Genomic DNA, 20,445 nt, shown 5'->3' on the forward strand with positions numbered 1-20,445 from the left:
CCTCCTCTCAAGCCGGTCGTTTCTGCGGCCACCCCGTCGCGGCGTGATACGCGGCCCCGATCGATAAAATACGTCCATCAGCCCCGCGCGGTCCAAAGACCTGCATCCCCATCGGTAAGCCGTCGGCTCCGAACCCGGTGGGAACCGACAGGCAGGGCAGCCCAATCAAACTGACCGGCACGACGACCTGCATCCAGCGGTGATAGGTGTCCATCGGCGTTCCGGCGATTTGCTTCGGGAACGGCACCTGCACCTCAAACGGCCAAACCTGGGCTGAGGGCAGGATCAGCGCATCATATGTTTCAAACAGCGTCGCAGCGCGCCGGAACCAGTCCGAACGGACAACGCTCGCCTGATGCACCTGCATCGCGGTCAGGGCCTGCCCCCGGTCCAGCTCCCACTGGGCGGTGTCCTTCAACTGCGCCTTTTGATCCGACAACGGTGCGAGGCCGGCTGAAACGCTCCAGGATCGCAGCGTCGACCAGCTTTGGAACATCTCCTCAGCGTCGAATGGTGGGGCAACCGCCTCGACCTCGGCACCCAACTGCGAGAACACAGACAAGGCGTCTTGGCACTGTGCCAGAATGCCGTCTTCAAATGGGAACGCCCCGCCCCAGTCACCCTGCCAACCAATTCGCATGCCAGTCAGATCCGCCGCCTGAACCGGCGACACCGGCGGGGCAGAAACGACCGCAGGGTGCCTTGGGTCCGCGCCTGAGATCACGTCCAGCAATACCCCGAGATCCTCGGGGCTGCGCGCCATCGGACCAAGTGTCGAAAGTTGATGCAGAAACACATCGCCTGCGGGTTCGGGCGGCACCCGCCCCCAGCTGGGACGGAACCCATAGACATTGTTCCAGGCCGCCGGATTGCGCAGGCTCCCCATCATGTCGGACCCGTCCGCCAGCGCCACCATTCCCGTCGCCAATGCAACCGCCGCACCACCCGACGACCCACCGCAGGTGCGCGCATGGTCATACGGGTTGCGTGTGGCCCCATAGACCGGATTGAATGTGTGCGAGCCCAGCCCGAATTCCGGCGTGTTGGTCTTGCCGATCAGAATGGCCCCCGCCGCCCGCATCCGCGCCGCGATCAGATCATCCTTCTGCGGAATAAATTCCCGAAACACCGGCGATCCCTGCGACGAGACCAAGCCTGCGACATTTACCAGATCCTTGACCGCAATCGGCAATCCATGCAGCGGACCCGTCACCGGGCCATCATCCAGCGCCCGCGCCTCGGCCATCAAATCCGCCTCATCGCGCAACGCGACAATGGCGTTCAACGACCCGTTCACTGCCCCAATCCGATCCAGAGTCGCCCGCATCAGATCCGAGGCCGAAAGGCGCCGGGCCGAAAGGTCCGCCAACAAGGCGGTTGCTGTTGTCTGGCTCAGATCCATCCCTCGGCCCATTGCGTCCCGTGTCATTCCGTCGCAATCAGCCTAGCCGGGGCAATCCCGCATTTAAACCCGTGTTTTTACATATACCTTTTCGCAGCTCTCCGCAGCGCGAGGATCCGCTTCATCTGGCCAAAAATACCTCGGGGGAGTCTCCGCCTGTGGAGACGGGGGCAGCGCCCCCTTTAGCTGTCGCCTTGCGCCTCGGACCGGCTTTTGCCCGCCACATCCATCGCCAGCGTGGCGGCCATGAACCCGTCGAGATCGCCGTCCAGAACACCCTTGGTGTCCGAGGTCTCGTGGTTGGTGCGTAGATCTTTGACCATCTGATACGGCTGTAACACGTAGGACCGGATCTGGTTGCCCCAACCCGCATCACCCTTGGCCTCATGCGCCGCGTTGATGTCAGCGTTTCGGCGGTCCAGTTCCTGTTGGTACAGACGCGATTTCAGCGCCTTCATGGCAATGTCACGGTTTTGGTGCTGCGACTTCTCGGAACTGGTCACGACGATACCGGTCGGAATGTGCGTGATCCGCACTGCCGAGTCCGTGGTGTTCACGTGCTGACCACCCGCACCCGAAGACCGATAGGTATCGATACGAATATCCGCTGGGTTCACCTCGATCTCAATGTTGTCATCCACCACCGGATAGACCCAGACCGAGCTGAACGAGGTGTGCCGCTTGGCGGCCGAGTCATAGGGCGAAATCCGTACCAGCCGGTGCACACCGCTTTCCGACTTCAACCAACCATAAGCGTTGTGACCGGAAATCTTGTAGGCAGCAGACTTGATCCCCGCCTCTTCGCCCGCGGTCTCGGATTGCAGCTCGACCGTATAACCCTTTTTCTCGGCCCAGCGGACATACATCCGTGCCAGCATCGAGGCCCAGTCGCAACTTTCCGTACCACCGGCGCCTGAGTTGATTTCGAGGAAAGTGTCATTGCCGTCAGCTTCACCATCCAGCAGCGCTTCAAGCTCTTTCTTGGCGGCCTTGGCACCGAGTTTCTTGATGGCTTCTTCGGCGTCCGAGACAACCTCTTCGTCCTCTTCCATCTCACCCAGTTCGATCAATTCGATATTATCGCTCAGGTCGGTCTTTATCGATTCATAGGTCTCGATGGCGTCGACCAGCATCTGACGCTCGCGCATCAGTTTCTGCGCGTTTTCCGGGTTGTCCCAGAGGTTGGGGTCCTCGACTCGCGCATTGAACTCCTCAAGACGATGAGGTGCGGTCTCATAGTCCATGCGCTGCGCCAGCAGCTCCAGCGACTTTTCGATTTCCGCCACGGTATTCTGGGTTTCGGCGCGCATGGTCTTGTCCCAACTTGCTCAATCAGGCCTGCGTGATAGCAAGAGGTTCAAGGCTCCACAAGACAGCGGAGCCTCGAAACAGTTCAGGTGTCAGTAAAGACCGCCGGTTGAAAGATCGCCCTGGCTGGCATTGGGTCCAACAGTGACCGTGTTGCCGGTCGAGGTGGTCACCTGACGACCCGAGCTTGCCTCTTCAAACAGCGGCAAGTCCGACCCCATTGCAAAGCCGCCATCATAGACGCGATCGATAAAGCCGTCGACGCCGTCACGGAAGTATTCGGCCACGACATAGTCGCCGGTTGCATCCTCGGGCAGGCGCGCACCGCTGAAGCGGTCGATCTTGATGAAATGCCCACCTTCCGGCACTTCGAAAGGGCCACCGCCGTATTTCTCGACAGCTTTCTCCATAAAGCTCTGGAACACGGGGCCACACATCGTGCCGCCATAAGCCCCCCGCCCCATCGGACGCGGACGGTCATAGCCGATGTAACAGCCAGCCACGATGTTCGAAGTGAAGCCGATGAACCACGCATCCTTAGATTCGTTGGTCGTACCGGTCTTGCCTGCAGTCGGAACCGGCAGGTTGATATGGGCCGAGGCCGTGCCACGATCCACAACGCCCTTCATCATCGAGGTCAGCTGATACGCGGTGATCGCGTCCATGACCTGCGAACGGTTGGTCTCAATCGTGGGTGCCTCATCCGGTTCGATCCAAGCTGAGTTACAGTCAAGACACTGGCGGTCATCATGGCGATAGATCGTCTTGCCAAACCGGTCCTGAATACGGTCGACCAGCGTGGGATCGACCCGTTCGCCACCGTTGGCGAACATCGCGTAAGCGGCGACCATTTTGTACAGCGTGGTCTCTTCGGACCCCAGCGAGTTGGCAAGGAATGCGCCCATGCGGTCATAGACACCAAAGCGCTCCGCATAGCCTGCAACAACGGGCATGGTGACCTCTTGCGCCAGACGGATCGTCATCAGGTTCCGCGACTGTTCGATCCCGGTACGCAGCGGCGTCGGACCATAAAACTTGTTCGATGAGTTCTTGGGCCGCCACAGACCCTGCGGCGTGTTCACCTCGATCGGGGCGTCAACAACGATGGTTGCAGGGCTATAGCCGCTATCCAGCGCGGCCGCATAAACAAATGGCTTAAAACTGGATCCCGGCTGGCGCTGCGCCTGCGTGGCACGGTTGAACACTGAGTCCTGATACGAGAACCCGCCCTGCATCGCCAGAACACGGCCCGAATTCACGTCCATCGCAACAAAGCCGCCCTGAACTTCTGGTACCTGACGGGCGGACCACTGGCCCTCTTCCCCGGCCATCACCAGAATAACGTCGCCGCGTTTGAAGTTCGCTGCGAAATCGCCCTGCATCCATTTGATATCGGAACGCGGAACGATGCCGTCCGCGGGGCCGTCTTCGATGCCCACTGTCAATTGCTGCTCACCGACGTTCAGCACAACGGCCGGATACCACTGCGTAGGCAGTACTACGTCACGGGGGATTTCCATGATGGCCAGCGCCTCGCGCCACTGGGTTTCATCGGCCAGCTTATCTTCGGGGATGACCTCGCCCGTGCCGCGCCATTTACCGCGCGACCGGTCGTATTTCTGCAAAGCAGTGCGCAGGGCTTTGGCGGCCTCAATCTGCATCTCTTCATCGACCGAAGCACGGACGGTAAAGCCGCCGGTAAAGAACTCACCTTCACCAAAGTCTTCGCTCAGCTGACGGCGAATTTCGTCGGTGAAGTAATCACGTGGCGGCAATGCCGTGCGGAAGCTTTCGAAATCACCGTTCTGGACCGAGCGCAGCGGCATTTCGACCTCGGCCTCATATGTCGCCTGATCAATATAGCCGTTCTGGTTCATCTCACGCAGCACGTAGTTCCGGCGCGCCAGCAGACGGTCCTTTTGCCGTACCGGGTGATAATCCGACGGTGCCTTGGGCATCGCGGCAAGCGTCGCGGCCTCATGCGGTTCCAGCTCTTGCAGGGTCTTGTTGAAATAGGTCTGCGCGGCGGCGGTCACACCATAGGAGTTCTGACCCAGAAAGATCTCGTTCATATAAAGTTCGAGGATCTGTTCCTTGTCCAGCGTATCCTCAAGCCGGGTGGCGAGGATGATTTCCTTGATCTTGCGCTCGGCCCGGCGATCGCCGGACAACAAGAAGTTCTTCATCACCTGCTGCGTGATGGTCGACGCACCGCGAACGTTCTCACCCTTGGACTTCACCGCCTCGACACCAGCGGCGATGATACCGCGCGGATCATAGCCCTGATGGGTGTAGAAGTTCTTGTCTTCTGCCGAGATAAAGGCCTGCTTCACCAGATCGGGGATTTCCTCGGACGGCGTGAACAGGCGGCGTTCCTGCGCGAATTCGTCGATCAGCTGACCTTCGCCCGAATAAATCCGGCTGATGGTCGGCGGCTTGTATTGCGCCAGCGATTCATGGCTGGGCAGATCGCGCCCATACATCCAGAAGATCGCGCCAACGACCAGCGCGGCCATAAAGATACCCAAGGTCACGAGGCTGAAAATCGCCCCGAAAATCGATAGAATAAAACGGATCACGTTACTGCCTTTTGCTCGCGGTGCCGCCTATATAGTGATGCCCCTGCGTCGGGTCAAAACACGATGGCCAATAATAGCCGGTTTACGCCGCAGGGTCACTGTCCAATCAGCGATCTTTTGATCCGGTCTTCCTGCCGCCACTTCTTCAGACCATCAACAATGCCCTGCGCCATGCCCATCCGCCATTCCGGGTTGCGGATGTTTTTCAGGTCCCGAGGGCTGGACAAAAAGCCGAGCTCGACCAAAACCGAAGGAATGTCGGCGGCCTTGAGAACCGAGAAAGATGCAGTGCGGATCGGCCTGCTGTTCATCGGACCGCCTTGCTGCGTCATGCCATCGGCCAATGCGCGGGCCAACGCATCGGTGCGCGGTTTTGTTTCCTGTCGTGCGATGTCCAGCAGCACATCGGCCACCTGATCATCTGCACCGCTCAGGTCGATACCAGCGATAAGGTCCCCCCGGTCATGACGTTCGGCCAGCTTGTCGCTCGCCACGTCAGAGGCTGCTTTGGACAATGTATAAACCGCCGCCCCATGCGCCCGGCCTTCGGACAAGATATCGGCGTGCAGCGAGATGAACACATCGGCCCCTGCTCGATGCGCCAGTGCGATGCGCCGCTCCAACGAGACGAATTGATCATCGACCCGCGTCATCACGACTTCGAAACCGCCCGCCCTCAGCAATTGTTCCCGAAGTTCGCGGGCAAAGGTCAGCATCAGGGTCTTTTCGTCCGAACCGTCCACTTCGGCCCCCGGATCAATGCCGCCATGGCCGGGGTCCAGCATCACCCGCAATGCGCCGGACGCACCTTGACGCGGCATGGCAGGTGTCACCGCAGGTTCCGGCAAGTCCCACCCCTGCTGACGCGGTGCGCCGGACCCTGCGGCAAATGTATCGAAATCGGTGCCCATCAGGATCAGCGACAGATGCGCCCCACCTGACGTCTCATCAATGCGCAACTCGGCGCTGTCGACGGCCAGGGGTGCACCCAATTCCAGAACCATCCGCGACCAGCCCGGGACATAGGCCCCAAATTGCACTCCGCTTATGCGATCGCTTTGCAGAAACGTGTCGGGGTCAAGACCGGTCCAGTCGACCTCCTGAAAATCCAGAACCATGCGGTACGGATCGCGCAGGGTGAACACGCGATACGGCACGCCTTGGCTGAGGCCAAGATCGATGCGCACACCGGCGCGGCCTTCATCGACAATCCTGCTGTCATCCGGCACAACTCGCGCCAGCGCGCTGAAATCATGCGCGACAGCAGCCGTCGTCAGCGCCCACAACAGCGCGATGGCATAGAAGATCCTGCTCATGGCCTCAAGTTTTCCCGAGATCGTTTGACCGATACCCTAGCGCATCTGGGCTGCGTTGTGAACGGCTCAGGCTTGTTCCGTGATCGCGCCGCGCTCGGCCATGAAACGGTTCAGTCGCCGCAAGCCCTCTTCAATGTCGTCCGTAGACCGGGCGTAGGAAAACCGCAGGGTGGAATGCCCCCGTTTCGGATCGAAATCCAGACCCGGCGTGACGGCCACCCCGGCCTTATCCAAAATCTCGGCAGCAAAGGCGCGGCTATCGTTGGTCAGGTCCGAGACATCAGCGTAGACGTAAAACGCCCCATCTGGTGGCGCGATGTTGGTAAAGCCAGCCTTGGGCAGACCGTCCAGCATCAGCGCGCGGTTCCGGCGGTACACGTCCAGATTGGCCTGCAACTCATCCTCGCAATCCATCGCGGCAAGAGCGGCCACCTGACTGGCATGGGGCGCACAGATGAACATGTTCTGCGCGATCCGTTCGACCACGCGCACCTGATCCTCGGGCACCACCATCCAGCCAACACGCCAACCGGTCATCGAGAAGTACTTTGAGAACGAGTTGATCACATAGCACTCGTCCGTCAATTCCAGCGCGGTGACGGCTTTGGCCTCATATTCCAGACCATGGTAAATCTCATCGCTGATGAAAGACGCGCCCTGCCCCTGTGCTGCCTCGATCAAGGCGCCCATCGCGGCGTGATCGAGCATCGTTCCGGTTGGGTTCGCGGGCGATGCGATCATCAGGCCCTGCAGGTCAAGCCCGGCGAAATCCGAAGGGACCGGCTGCAGACGGTTCTCGGGCGCGGTTGGCAGGTCCACAGGCACCAAGCCTAATGCTTTCAAAATCTGCCGATAAGACGGATAGCCCGGCGCTCCGATCCCGACACGGTCGCCACTGTCGAACAAGGCAGTGAAGGCCAACAGGAACCCGCCTGACGATCCGGGCGTGATCACCACGCGTTCCGGATTCAGGTCGACGTTGTACCACTCACCATAAAGCCGTGCGATCCGTTGCCGCAGTTCAGGCAGACCCAACGCCACGGTGTAGCCCAGCGGACCTTGCTCCATCGCTTTGGCCAAAGCCTCGGTTGCGCCTTTGGGTGCACCGGTTCCTGGCTGGCCGACCTCCATATGGATTATGTGGCGCCCAGCTTCTTCGGCCTTACGCGCGGCCTCCATCACGTCCATCACGATGAAGGGATCGACCCCGGACCGGGTTGAGTTTCTCATGCCCATCTCCCATGTTGCAGCCATGGCTTTTGAACGCGTATCAAGGCTGGCGTCAATCCCGGCCCTGTTGCTGATTGCAGTGACATGGGTGAGCAGCGCGTCGCAGTCCAACGCCCAAAGCCTGATCCGCGACCCAGACATCGAACACGGCCTGCGCGAGCTGGCCTTTCCCATCTTGCGGGCCGCTGGTCTGAATACCAATCGGGTGCGAATTCTGGTCGTCAACGACAGCACATTCAACGCGTTTGTCATAGATTACAACGCGATCTACGTGAATTACGGGCTGATCCTGACCGTTGAAAGCCCCGAGATGCTGCAGGCCGTGATCGCCCACGAAGCCGCTCATATCGCCAACGGCCATCTGGCACGGCGCATCGAAAACTTGCGCGCGGCGCAACGTAACGCGCAACTGGGCACTGCGCTCGCCCTTGTTGTAGCGGCCGCCGGAGGTGGCGAGGCCGCGGCCGGCATCGCCGCGGGGACCTCTGGCGCAGCACTGCGCAGCTTTTTGGGACACACGCGGGCCGAAGAATCCTCGGCCGATCGCAGCTCGGCCAGCTATTTACGCGCCGCGGGTATCTCACCCAGCGGTATGGTGGCCCTGCACCAGAAATTCGCGGGTCAGGAATTGCTGAGCACCGCAAATCAGGATCCCTATATGCGGTCCCACCCGACCAGTCGCGAGCGCCTGCGCGCCGCACAGGCTTTTATGGGAGAGTTCAGCGATCAGGCCCCTTCCAACCCAAACGCCGATTACTGGTTCGCGCGGGTTAAGGGTAAGCTGTCGGCCTTCCTTCGTTCGCCCGGCTGGACACTGCGCCGCGCAAAAGAAGAGACCGCGCAGGACATTCGCCTAATGCGCGAGGCCGCCGCCTACCACCAGAACCGCGATTTAGCCCGCGCACGCGCCGCAATCGACGCAGCCCTGGACATCCGGCCCGACGACCCGTTCTACTACGAACTAAAGGGGCAAATCCTGTTGGAAAACAGGCAATTGAATGAGGCTGTTAAAGCTTATGGTCATGCCGTTGATATGTTGCCGAATGATCCTTTGCTGATGGCAGGTTACGGGCGGGCGTTGCTTGCCGACGGGCAGACAAAGGCCGCGCTCGATGTGCTTGAAAAGGCGCGCGCACGGGATTATCGCAATGCACGACTGATGCAGGATCTTGGCATGGCCTATGCCAGGGTCGGAAACAACGGGATGGCTTCCGCCGTGACCGCTGAAAGATATGCGCTGCAGGGCCGTTTGGCCGATGCAGGCATCCACGCAAGACGCGCCGTTGGGCAATTGCCCGAAGGTTCACCAGGTTGGCAACGGGCGCAGGATGTGCTGATTGCCTCGGAACAAGCGAAGAAAAAGAAAAGGAAACGGAAATGATCCTCAGACACGCCGCTCCCGCCCTTCTGGGGCTTTCCCTGATCACCGGCCCCGCGCTGGCCCTGGACCTGAGCACCATGAGCGATGCCGAACGAGAGCAGTTTGGTGCGCAAGTCCGCGAATACCTGCTGGAAAACCCCGAAGTGATCATCGAGGCAATCAATATTCTTGAACAGCGCAATGCCGCAGCCGAAGCTGCCGCTGACAAGGATCTGGTCGCCGCCAACGCGGAAGAGCTGTTCAACGACGGCTATAGCTGGGTAGGCGGTAACCCCGAAGGCGACATCACGCTGGTCGAGTTCATGGACTATCGCTGTGGTTATTGCCGCCGCGCCGTGCCCGAAGTGGCGAGCCTGCTGGCCGAAGACGGAAATATCCGCCTTGTGATCAAAGAGTTCCCGATTCTGGGCGACGCTTCGGTCCTGTCCTCGCGCTTTGCCGTTGCAACCAAGCATGTTGCGGGCGATGACGCTTACAAACAGGTTCATGACGCGCTGCTAGAGTTCACCGGCGAGCCCTCAGAGGTCGCCCTGCGCCGCATTTCGGACGGGCTGGGCCTGGACAGCGATGCGATCATCACCGCGATGGACAGCGAGCAGGTGACCGACGAAATCACCCGGACCCGCGCTTTGGCACAACGCATGCAAATCTCTGGCACGCCGTCCTTCGTTCTGGGCACCGAAATGCTGCGCGGCTTCCTGCCCGCGGATCAGATGTTGCAAATTGCAAACGGTGTTCGGGCGGAACAAGGCTGAGCGCACGGGGCGGTCAGGCCGCCCCTTCGCATCTATAGCTTTAGGGCCGGATCGTCGGTCCGGCCCTTCTGCGTAGTGCTTCAATTCCAAACGCACTTTCCTTTGGAGGGGTGTTTCGATAACCATTCAACCATAGAGAGATTGATTGATCCGAATTTGAGCTCGCAGACATGAAAACAAAAAGCGTAACCCTTTACTACGTAACCGCTTTTTGGGCTGTTCTGACACTTGCAATCGGACTGTATTACCTGTTCTCCGGCACAACCACCACGGCGGACGTCAAAGTCCGCGCTGCGAACTCTGCAACCTCCGTCGAGATTGGAAGCTGGGAACCCGGCGACGCAAAAATCCTGAACCTCAGGGGGAAGCCGGTTGTCATTTGGCGCCGGGATCAGGATGAAATGGCAAGGGCTTTGGAGCAATTTGACCCTACGATCCCGTTAGAGGACTGGGCTGAGGCGATACACTCTGGCGCGCTTGAGCGGGGGATTGAACCAGAGGTATTCGCCAACGTCGAATGGTTCATCGCCAGCCCGATCAGCACGGCGGGGTTTGGCTGCATTGTGCAAACAAAAGCTGGCGACTTTGACGGGTTCTTTGATCCCTGCGCTGGGGTCCACTACGATATGTGGGGCCGCCCACAAAAGGGCCCGACCGACACCAAACTGAAGACACCAGCCCGCACGATCGACCCGCACAGGCAACGCGCAACAGTTTCACTCTTTGGACTGCCAACAACCAGATAAGCTGCCCTTACTCCGCCGCCTCACGCGCCGCGTCTAATTCTGCCGCCTTTTTCTCGACCTCTTCAACGATGTGCTCGATCATCTGATCGTTCGACATCTTGTGGCTGGCTTTGCCCGCCAGATAGACCATGCCCGACCCGGCCCCGCCGCCTGTGAAACCCACATCGGTCATCAGCGCCTCGCCGGGGCCGTTGACCACGCAGCCGATGATCGACAGGCTCATAGGTGTCTTGATGTGCTCCAATCGCTGTTCCAGCGCTTCGACGGTTTTGATCACGTCAAACCCCTGCCGCGCGCAGGAGGGGCAGGAAATGATGTTCACGCCGCGATGGCGCAGGCCAAGGGATTTGAGGATCTCATAGCCGACCTTCACCTCTTCGACCGGATCGGCAGACAGGCTCACGCGGATCGTGTCGCCGATACCCATCCACAGCAGATTACCCAAACCAATGGCAGATTTGATGGTGCCCGAGACCAGCCCGCCCGCCTCGGTTATCCCAAGGTGGATCGGCGCGTCAGTCGCCTCGGCAATTCCTTGGTAGGCCGCGGCAGACAGAAACACGTCGCTGGCCTTCACGCTGATCTTATATTCGTGGAAGTCATTGTCCTGCAGGATACGGATATGCTCCAACCCGCTTTCGACCATCGCGTCGGGACACGGTTCGCCGTACTTCTCAAGCAGTTGCTTTTCCAGACTGCCTGCGTTCACACCGATCCGGATCGAGCAATTGTGGTCGCGTGCGGCCTGAATAACCTCTTTCACACGGTCTTCGCTGCCGATGTTGCCCGGATTGATCCGCAGGCAGGCGGCACCTGCCTCGGCGGCCTCGATCCCGCGACGGTAGTGGAAATGAATGTCCGCCACGATGGGCACCGGGCTTTCGCGTACAATCTCTTTCAGGGCTTTCGACGACGCCTCATCCGGGACAGATACACGCACAATGTCGGCACCGGCTTCGGCGGCGGCTTGGACTTGCGCAACGGTCGCCGCAACATCCGTTGTCAGCGTGTTGGTCATTGTCTGAACAGCAATTGGCGCATCGCCCCCGACGGGAACGTTTCCGACCATAATCTGGCGGGATTTACGGCGATAGATGTTCTTCCACGGGCGAACGTGATTGAGGGACATGAGGACGGGTCCAAAGCTGCCTGAGTTGCGTCTTAGATAGTCCGGCTACCCGGGTATCGCAATGGTCAGATCATTCGGCCAGGGCTTCGGTGACCTGTGCCTGAAGTTCAGCGACCAACTGCTTGAGCGCGCTATTCTGTTCGGCCTCGAGATCGGCAACCTCATAACGCTCGGAAACCGCGTCCTTGGACAGGACGACGCCCTTGGTGACCGTACCCGGTTCGCCAACTGGGCCGTAGTGCTCGCCGTTCATCGAGAAATAGACAGAGCCTGACGCACCAGCGCGCAGTTGCGGCGGCTCTTCGGTCAGGGGAATTTCAAACGTGCTGCCCTGCTCGACCGTGCCCAAGGTGCCTTCGAACAGCACGCTGCCATCTGCGGCACGGATGCGCATCCAGGACGGCGCAACGGCTACGATTCTTAACGCGGTGTCCACCTGCTCGACGACCTGGGGCAAGGTGGGGCGCTCCACCGTGTGCACTTCGGCCACTTCGATCTTAGGCGGCTCAGGCGGGCGGAATGTGCCAACGGTGCGCGGGTCCAATGTGGCAATTGGCGCGTCACGGGCGACGAGTACCGGCACATCCAGTGCCTGCGGACGATACAAACGGTCCAACGCTTCGGGCGTCGGCGCAGCGGTATCTGCTGCCTCGGCCAGTTCGACCGGAGCACGGGCAGCGTCCAGCGGATCAAGATCGGACAGAACGACAGGCGCCTGTTCGACCGGGCTGACTTGAACCTGCTGGATACGGTTCAGCACCGACCAACCGCCGTAGCCAATGCCACAAATCACGGCCAGTAGAACCAAAGACGACCCAATCGCGCGCGGCTCAATCTGGCTGACCAGAGATTCCCGGCCAGGAACATAAGGCGTGTTCGGAGAGATGAACGGATCGCGCCCCATCGGCCCACGCGACGGCAAAGCACCGGAAGGTTTGCGCACGACCGATGCCTCGGCGGACATACCGTGGGCCACTTCAAACCCGCTTTCGGCACAGAAGGTCGCGAAAGTTTCATCCGGGTTCATGCCCAGATAGCGGGCATAAGAACGCACATACCCGGCGATGAAGCCGGGTGTGTCGAACGCGTCCGGATCGGCGTCCTCTATGGCAGCAATGTAGTTAGCCTTAATCCGAAGTTCGCGCTGAACATCCAGAAGGGACTTGCCCATTGTCGCGCGCTCACCACGCATTCTGTCGCCAAGCCGCACTTCATAGTCGTCGAAGCCCTTTGGCCGGACGTCTGTGTCGTCTTCGGAATCGCGCTGTGATCTGCGCCCAATCATTCCTGCTGCCCCATTCTGCCTTTTGCGCGTTACACGCTAACGACGAATCGATCCCATAACGATTCGTGCGTCCCTTTTGTTAGGGTAAGCTTAACACGCGACAAGCGTATTGCACACTTTGGCGTGAGGTTAACCTGCAAGTTCGGCGCGATTTAGCGCACAATGTGACCAAAGTTCGTCCATCGCTTGGATCAAACGGTTCATTTCGCCCGGTCCGTGGACCGGTGACGGGGTAAACCGCAGACGCTCCGTACCGCGCGGCACGGTGGGGAAGTTGATCGGCTGAACGTAGATTCCATAGTCATCCAACAGCCGGTCGCTGAGAATTTTAGTATGCACCGGGTCGCCGACGATCACGGGCACAATGTGGCTGCCGTGGTCGATCAATGGCAAGCCCATCCCTTTCAGGCGCAGCTTGAGGATTTTGGCTTGGGTCTGGTGCTGCTCGCGCAGTTCCGGCGCGTTCTTGAGGTAGGCAACCGAAGCCGCCGCACCGGCCGCCACAGCAGGCGGCAAAGAAGTCGTGAAGATGAAGCCCGGCGCATAAGAACGCACGGCGTCACACATTTTCTCGCTTGCCGCGATATAGCCACCCATGACCCCATAGGCTTTGGCCAGCGTGCCGTTGATAATGTCGATCCGATGGGCCAGACGATCACGTTCGGTCACGCCGCCACCGCGCGGGCCGTACATGCCAACCGCGTGCACTTCGTCGATATAGGTCAGAGCGCCAAACTCATCCGCCAGATCGCAAATCTCTTCGATCTGACCGAAATCACCATCCATCGAATAGACGGATTCGAATGCGATCAGCTTGGGGGCCGCAGGATCGTCGGCCTCAAGCAACTCACGCAGGTGAGCAACGTCATTGTGACGGAAAATCCGCTTGGCACCACCATTGCGGCGTACACCTTCGATCATCGAGGCATGGTTCAGCGCGTCAGAATAGATGATCAGGCCGGGGAACAGCTTGGGCAGTGTGCTGAGCGTCGCGTCATTGGCAATATACGCGCTGGTGAACAGCAAGGCAGATTCCTTGCCGTGCAGATCGGCCAGCTCGGCCTCGAGACGCTTGTGATACACCGTCGTGCCCGAAATGTTACGGGTTCCGCCCGAACCCGCACCCGCAGCGTCCACCGCTTCGTGCATGGCCTCAAGGACGACCGGATGCTGCCCCATCCCAAGATAGTCATTGCCACACCAAACAGTGATGTTCTGTTGCGACCCGTCGGGGCGGGTGCGTACGGCGTGCGGGAAATGACCATTCCGGCGTTCGATATCAATAAAGGTCCGGTAGCGACCTTCATCATGCAGCTTGGCTAGCGCTGTATCGAGCTGAGCAGTATAATCCACCGGTTTCTCCTTCTGCGCCCGGCATTTGCGTTTGTTTGCCGAACCCGTTGTTCCCTCAGATGACAGGCTTAGCTGCCCCTTCGGTGTCGCTTCCCCTAGAATAACGTGCCTAGCGTCAATCTCGGAGTCGCAACTTTGATCTGCATCAATTATCCCTGATCACGCCATTCGACAAGTAAAGTTACGGCCATCGGACGCGAGGAAACGACGCAGGCAACCCTGCGACCCGAAACAGGTTTCCTATCTTATCACCGATTTCCTGCCGATACAGGCTGGACGGCGCTGCCGGTGCTGTTAGGTTCCGCTGCAATTCACGACCATTCAGGAGACGCTCATGTCACTAGACGCTGTTCTGAGCAGGATCGACGCCGATCTGTCCACATCCATCGACCGACTGATGGAGTTTCTGCGCATCCCGTCGATCTCAACCGACCCCGCCTATAACGAGCAGGTCGAACAGGCCGCGGACTGGCTTGTCGCCGATCTGCAAAGCATCGGCATCGCCGCTGAAAAGCGGCTGACAACCGGGCACCCGATGGTCGTTGGCCATGTGGGCGAAGACGGCGACGGCCCGCATGTTCTGTTCTATGGCCATTATGACGTGCAGCCGGTTGACCCGCTCGAGCTTTGGAAGCGCGATCCGTTTGACCCGGCGCTGGAAGACACTGAAAACGGTCAAGTCATCCGTGGCCGTGGCTCATCCGACGACAAGGGCCAGTTGATGACCTTTGTCGAGGCCTGCCGGGCTTGGAAAGCGATTCATGGCACCCTGCCCTGCCGCATCACATTCTTCTTCGAGGGCGAAGAAGAATCCGGCTCCCCTTCGCTGGTCCCATTCCTTGAGGCCAACAAAAATGAGCTGAAAGCTGATCTGGCACTGGTCTGCGACACCTCGATGGTTTCGCGCGGTGTCCCGTCTATCGCGTCGCAACTGCGCGGTATGCTCAAGGACGAATTCACCGTAATCGGCCCCCGCATTGACCTGCACTCAGGTCACTATGGCGGGCCCGGCCTGAATCCATTGCGCGAGTTGTCCAAGATCGTCGCGTCCTTCTATGACGACGCAACCGGTCGGGTCGCGGTCGACGGCTTCTATGAAGGCGTCCACGAGGTACCTGCCGAACAATTGCGCCAATGGGAAAACTGCGGGTTCAACGAGACTGAATACCTGAAATCGGTCGGCTATACGCAGCCGCACGGCGAAAAGGGGTACTCCACGCTTGAACAGCAATGGGCACGCCCGACGCTTGAGGTGAACGGGTTGTGGGGTGGCTATAACGGTGCTGGCTCAAAGACGGTCATCCCATCCGAGGCACACTGCAAAATCACCTGCCGCCTTGTGGGCGATATGGACCCCGACGCGCTGCGCGACAAAATCCGTAAACACGTCGAAGATCGCCTGTCTCCGGACGCAAAAGTTGTCTGGGACAACGACCTCGAAGGCTCACCTGCATCCGTCATGAACCTCGACCGTCCCGAATTCGAAGCAGCCCGCGGCGCGCTGTCCGATGAATGGGACCGCGAGGCCGTCTTTACCGGTATGGGCGGGTCAATTCCGGTGGTCGGTTATTTCGATACCGTCCTCGGCCTGGATTCAATGCTGGTTGGCTATGCCAATGACGACGACGCTATCCACTCGCCCAACGAAAAGTACGACGTGAAAAGTTTCCACAAGGGCATCCGGTCCTGGGCCCGAATTCTGGACGCTTTGAACAAGTAAACACTTTTTGCGAGGCTCTGCCTCGCGCTCCGAGGTATTTGAGGCCAGATGAATAAAGGATCCCCTGCTTCATCTGGCTGAAAATACCTCGGGGGAGACGCCCGAAGGGCGGCGGGGGCAGAGCCCCCTATTCTTACATATGGATCACGCGCCCATAGGCATCCAGAACACTTTCATGCATCATTTCTGACAGTGTCGGGTGCGGGAAGACTGTGTTCATCAGGTCTTCCTCCGTGGTTTCCAGCTGGCGGCCAACGACATAGCCTTGGATCAATTCCGTGACCTCCGCTCCGATCATGTGCGCACCCAGCAACTCACCGGTTTTCGCATCGAACACGGTCTTGATCAGACCCTCCGGCTCACCCAGCGCGATCGCCTTGCCGTTCCCGATGAAGGGAAACTTCCCGACTTTGACCTCATAGCCCAGCTCTTTGGCCTTTGCTTCGGTGTACCCGACCGACGCAACTTGCGGCTGGCAATAGGTGCAGCCCGCGATGCTTTCGGGCTTTACCGGATGCGCGTGCTGGCCGGCTATGAGTTCGGCGACCATGACACCTTCGTGGCTGGCCTTGTGCGCCAGCCATGGCGCGCCGGCGATGTCGCCTATCGCGTACAGGCCTTCGACACCTGTGCGGCAATACTCATCTGTAACCACGTGGGTCCGATCGATCTTGACGCCCAGAGCTTCGAGCCCAAGGTTTTCGACATTCCCGACGATCCCGACAGCCGAGATCACAGTATCAAACTCGTGCTTCTCGACCTTGCCCCCAGTTTCGATATGGGCCGTGACCTTGCCCTTGGCGCGGTCCAGTTGCTTGACCGTCGCCTTTTCCATGATGGTCATGCCCTGCTTGGTGAAAGCCTTCTTGGCAAAGGCGCTGATTTCAGCGTCTTCGACGGGCAGAACGCGGTCCATGACCTCGACAACGGTCGTATCCGCACCAAGCGTGTTGTAGAAGCTGGCGAATTCAATCCCGATTGCGCCTGACCCGATGACCAGTAGTTTGTTCGGCATGCGCGGCGGCGTAAGCGCATGTTTGTATGTCCAGACCAGATCGCCATCCGCTTCCAGCCCCGGCAATTCGCGGGCACGGGCCCCGGTAGCGAGGATAATGTTCTTGGCCGTCAGCTCTTCGTTGCCCTTGTCGGTCTTGACGCTGACCTTGCCTTTCGCGGGGATCGTCGCCTCACCCATGATGACGGTGACTTTGTTCTTTTTCAGAAGGTGACCTACACCGCTTGTCAGCTGCTTGGCGACCCCGCGCGAGCGTTTTACCACCGCGTCCAGGTCATAGCCGATTTTGTCGGCGCTCAGGCCGAAATCCTTGGCGCGCTCCATCAGGTGGAACACTTCGGACGACCGCAACAGTGCCTTAGTCGGGATGCACCCCCAGTTCAGGCAGATACCGCCCAGATGCTCGCGTTCGACAACGGCTGTTTTCAGTCCCAGTTGCGCGGCGCGAATTGCAGCCACATAACCGCCCGGACCGGCGCCAATTACGATCAGATCAAAAGATTGTGCAGCCATGTTTCCCTCTCGGCGCAGGTCGATTCAGAAATTAGTTTACCATTAAACTAAATCTCGAAACGCATCAACATATTGCTCCCGCGACAAATGCGACGCAGGGTAAAGTAGCGCGACATGCGCTGTTTTCAGCCTATACCGCACGTGCTTCAATAGCTAGAACAGAGGCACCAACCCCACGCGGGCTTTATGAAACCCAAGTCATTTGAAAGGCTTACCATGGCCAAAACGCTGAAAGATCTTTTGCTTGCCCTACTGAACGCCACGCTTATCCTGATTGCGCTGTGCTTGTTTCTGGGGTGGAAACTGGCGGCGACCGTCGACGACATCACCGGTAAGTTTGCCGAAAAGGTTCAGATTGTCGCCCCTTTGAAAGAAGAGGTTCAGGGCGTGCGCGGCGAATTGACGGCATTGCGCAGCGATCTGTCATCTATTCAGTTTGCCGGAACCGTGGCCGACAGTGCGACGGCTCAGAAACTGTCTGAGGTCTTGGACAAGCTGGATGTTCTGGAAGGGAACCTGCGCGGGGCGCAGTCGAAAATGGCAGAACTGACCGAGTCGCCGGACCAGTTGATCAACACCGCAATAGAGAATTCGGCCGACATTGTTGCCGACCGTATCATTGCAATCCGAGGGTGCGAGCCCGCGTCCTAGCTGGCCGCTGCCTGCAGTTCGCGCACGGTTGAGCCATATCCGCCCATGCTGACATAGGCGGCTTCGTGCTCGGTCATTGGCCGCGACAGTGCGTCGTTGCGGTATGGGAACCGGCCGAACTTGCGGATCACTTCGCGATGCGCCCGTGCGTGCAGAAGGTTGCCGTCGTCACTATTGGTCATGTTTTGACACATCAGACGAACGCAACGTTCCTGGTCACACAGGTTTTCGGAATGCATCAGGGGAAGGTAGAAGAACTGGCGTGCCGGTTCATCGATCTTCATGTCCCAACCCTTGTCGATTACGCATTTCGCCGCCGACAGGGCCGCGCGATCCGATGCGAACGCCTTGGCGCTTCCGCGGAACATATTGCGCGGGAACTGATCCATCAGGATGATGTAAGCCAAAGCACCGCTGGGATATGTCAGCCAGAGGGAAAACCTACCTTCATTCGCAGCTTCCCACGTTGTCAGGAACCTTCCGCGAATGTCTGCATCCAAATCGTCGTCCTGTAGATACCAACCCTTTGGACCGACTTCATCTAACCAATAACTCAATACTTCTTCAGGACTTGCCATGCCCTTAACTCCGTCGTGTTTCCCACCCCAGGGGACGTAAGGTCATTTAAGTGCGTTTTACACAGTTGTTACAGTAAAAAATTGCAACACTTGCGACATAATCTTGTGTCTTAGGCAACATCTTGCGTCTCTTGCTCGGCTTCGGCGGCTTCGATAGCCACTTCTTGGGCCAATTCCACGGCCACGGGTGAGGCCGTTGGATAGACCGGCGACAGGGTTCCGGTCTCGTCGACCGGGATCGCCGCGCGCTGTGTCATGCGGTAGAGCGCATAGGCTGCCATTGTCACCAGCAGCGCTGCGATGAACAGGAAGAACCCAGAGGGGCCAAAGACGTCGTCACCCATCAGCCAACCGGTAATCAGCGGGCCGGCAATTGCGCCCAGACCATTGATGAACAGCAATCCGCCAGAGGCCGCCGCCATATCCTCGTGCTCAAGAAAGTCGTTCGCGTGGGCAATCAGCAAGGAATAGAGCGGGTTCGACATCCCTCCGATCACAAAGGCCGAAACCAGCAACAGTGGGAAGGTCACGCCAAACACCATGCCAACAAAGGCTGCAAACGCACCGACACCGGCAACCAACATGATCAGAAAACGGCGGTCCATGCGATCCGACATCCAGCCCAACGGGTATTGCAACACCAGTGCGCCAACATAGAAGGCCGCAACGAAGGTTGAAATCTCAACCAACGACAGCCCAGCGCGGGCGCCATAAACCGAGGCCATCCCGAACTGAGCCGAGAAGACACCCCCCAGAAGGAACATGCCGACACAGCCCAGCGGCGAGTAGCCAAAAAGCTCGCGCAGGGTCATGGGTTTCGTGGTGTCGAACGCAGGCGTGGGTGAGATCGACAGAAGGATCGGCGCAAAAGACACCGAAACCAGGATCGAAGCGATGACGAAGGTATCGAAGCCGGCCGGATCGCCAACAAGGACCAAACCCTGCGCGGTGATGATGCCGGTCATCTGGAAGATCATATAAAGCGACAGGGCCTGGCCGCGGTTTTCGTTACTGGCCGCATTGTTCAACCAGCTTTCCGCAGTCACATACACGCCCGAAAAGCAGAACCCGATCACGACGCGACCCAGAATCCAGACAATTGGATCTGTCATCAGCGGATACAGGATCATCACGGCGGAGATAAACGACGCCAGCGCCGCAAAGACCCGCACATGGCCGACACGACGGATCACCTCAGGTGCGAAACGCGAGCCACCCAGAAAGCCCATGAAGTACGCAGACATCACAAAGGACATCTGCAGAGTCGAAAACCCCTCAATCTCGCCCCGGACACCAAGGATCGTCCCCTGCAGGCCGTTCCCGACCATGAGCAAGCCCATACCAAGCAAAAGCGCCCACGCGCTGGAAAGGACCTGAAGCATTTGGGGCCTCCGAAGAATCTCGACCAGAAGTTTGAGTCCGTTCTGCTATGGAAAACGGCTTTGGTCATGCTTGTCTACGACATCGAATAGATTCGATCCCGA

The 20,445-nt window shown here is 59.0% G+C and carries 16 protein-coding genes; 5 read left to right on the forward strand and 11 right to left on the reverse strand.

All coding sequences use genetic code 11. The annotated features are described in order from the left end of the window. Positions 1-7: 7 nt before the first annotated feature. The 5 genes from ACR0MV_RS03990 to ACR0MV_RS04010 form a co-directional block, all read right to left on the reverse strand. Positions 8-1,402 carry an amidase gene (locus ACR0MV_RS03990; protein WP_480701242.1) on the reverse strand — a complete coding sequence of 465 codons (1,395 nt, stop codon included), beginning with the start codon at positions 1,400-1,402 and terminating at the stop codon, positions 8-10. Between the two features lie 182 nt (positions 1,403-1,584). Beyond that, positions 1,585-2,712 carry a peptide chain release factor 2 gene (gene prfB / locus ACR0MV_RS03995; protein ID WP_170427903.1) on the reverse strand — a complete coding sequence of 376 codons (1,128 nt, stop codon included), beginning with the start codon at positions 2,710-2,712 and terminating at the stop codon, positions 1,585-1,587. Between the two features lie 90 nt (positions 2,713-2,802). Further along, positions 2,803-5,289 carry a penicillin-binding protein 1A gene (locus tag ACR0MV_RS04000; RefSeq protein WP_480701052.1) on the reverse strand — a complete coding sequence of 829 codons (2,487 nt, stop codon included), beginning with the start codon at positions 5,287-5,289 and terminating at the stop codon, positions 2,803-2,805. A 95-nt stretch (positions 5,290-5,384) separates the two neighbouring features. Next, positions 5,385-6,605, reverse strand: a complete 1,221-nt coding sequence (locus tag ACR0MV_RS04005; protein ID WP_480701053.1) for an N-acetylmuramoyl-L-alanine amidase — start codon at positions 6,603-6,605, stop codon at positions 5,385-5,387. A 66-nt stretch (positions 6,606-6,671) separates the two neighbouring features. Next, a complete protein-coding gene (locus tag ACR0MV_RS04010; protein WP_480701054.1) occupies positions 6,672-7,835 on the reverse strand; it encodes a pyridoxal phosphate-dependent aminotransferase in 1,164 nt (387 codons plus the stop codon). Here ACR0MV_RS04010 and ACR0MV_RS04015 point away from each other — a divergent pair. The 3 genes from ACR0MV_RS04015 (at position 7,834) to ACR0MV_RS04025 (ending at position 10,717) form a co-directional block, all read left to right on the forward strand. Continuing rightward, positions 7,834-9,216 (forward strand): M48 family metalloprotease, encoded by a 1,383-nt coding sequence (locus ACR0MV_RS04015; RefSeq protein ID WP_170468521.1) that lies wholly within the window; start codon positions 7,834-7,836, stop codon positions 9,214-9,216. The two genes, ACR0MV_RS04010 and ACR0MV_RS04015, sit on opposite strands and share 2 nt — an antisense overlap. Continuing rightward, on the forward strand, positions 9,213-9,971 hold the full coding sequence (locus tag ACR0MV_RS04020; RefSeq protein WP_480701055.1) for a DsbA family protein: 759 nt from the start codon (positions 9,213-9,215) through the stop codon (positions 9,969-9,971). The genes ACR0MV_RS04015 and ACR0MV_RS04020 overlap by 4 nt, the downstream gene beginning before the upstream one ends. A gap of 170 nt (positions 9,972-10,141) precedes the next feature. Then, entirely contained in the window at positions 10,142-10,717 is a 576-nt protein-coding gene (locus ACR0MV_RS04025; RefSeq protein WP_480701056.1) for a Rieske (2Fe-2S) protein, read from the forward strand. Positions 10,718-10,724: 7 nt separating this feature from the next. On the opposite strand, the gene ispG is transcribed toward ACR0MV_RS04025, so the two are convergent. The 3 genes from ispG to hemA all read right to left on the reverse strand — a co-directional run bounded on the left by ispG (position 10,725) and on the right by hemA (position 14,484). Next, positions 10,725-11,846 carry a flavodoxin-dependent (E)-4-hydroxy-3-methylbut-2-enyl-diphosphate synthase gene (ispG, locus tag ACR0MV_RS04030; protein ID WP_170427925.1) on the reverse strand — a complete coding sequence of 374 codons (1,122 nt, stop codon included), beginning with the start codon at positions 11,844-11,846 and terminating at the stop codon, positions 10,725-10,727. A 70-nt stretch (positions 11,847-11,916) separates the two neighbouring features. Next, positions 11,917-13,131, reverse strand: a complete 1,215-nt coding sequence (locus ACR0MV_RS04035; RefSeq protein WP_480701057.1) for a helix-turn-helix domain-containing protein — start codon at positions 13,129-13,131, stop codon at positions 11,917-11,919. Between the two features lie 129 nt (positions 13,132-13,260). Next, a complete protein-coding gene (gene hemA / locus ACR0MV_RS04040; RefSeq protein WP_480701058.1) occupies positions 13,261-14,484 on the reverse strand; it encodes a 5-aminolevulinate synthase in 1,224 nt (407 codons plus the stop codon). A 334-nt stretch (positions 14,485-14,818) separates the two neighbouring features. Here hemA and ACR0MV_RS04045 point away from each other — a divergent pair, with 334 nt between their 5' ends. Continuing rightward, entirely contained in the window at positions 14,819-16,204 is a 1,386-nt protein-coding gene (locus ACR0MV_RS04045; RefSeq protein WP_480701059.1) for a dipeptidase, read from the forward strand. 133 nt (positions 16,205-16,337) lie between these two features. On the opposite strand, the gene lpdA is transcribed toward ACR0MV_RS04045, so the two are convergent. After that, positions 16,338-17,732 carry a dihydrolipoyl dehydrogenase gene (gene lpdA / locus ACR0MV_RS04050; RefSeq protein WP_480701060.1) on the reverse strand — a complete coding sequence of 465 codons (1,395 nt, stop codon included), beginning with the start codon at positions 17,730-17,732 and terminating at the stop codon, positions 16,338-16,340. 216 nt (positions 17,733-17,948) lie between these two features. Here lpdA and ACR0MV_RS04055 point away from each other — a divergent pair, with 216 nt between their 5' ends. Beyond that, entirely contained in the window at positions 17,949-18,383 is a 435-nt protein-coding gene (locus ACR0MV_RS04055) for a hypothetical protein (RefSeq protein ID WP_480701061.1), read from the forward strand. Here ACR0MV_RS04055 and ACR0MV_RS04060 read toward each other — a convergent pair. Together ACR0MV_RS04060 and ACR0MV_RS04065 are read right to left on the reverse strand one after the other, a co-directional pair. Next, complete coding sequence (locus tag ACR0MV_RS04060; RefSeq protein ID WP_480701062.1) at positions 18,380-18,961, reverse strand: DUF924 family protein; 582 nt, start codon at positions 18,959-18,961, stop codon at positions 18,380-18,382. The two genes, ACR0MV_RS04055 and ACR0MV_RS04060, sit on opposite strands and share 4 nt — an antisense overlap. A 110-nt stretch (positions 18,962-19,071) precedes the next feature. After that, positions 19,072-20,343: an MFS transporter gene (locus ACR0MV_RS04065; RefSeq protein ID WP_480701063.1), complete on the reverse strand. Its 1,272-nt coding sequence runs from the start codon at positions 20,341-20,343 to the stop codon at positions 19,072-19,074. Between the last annotated feature and the right edge of the window lie 102 nt (positions 20,344-20,445).

It is taken from the genome of Ruegeria sp. BC3 (genome assembly GCF_056539265.1).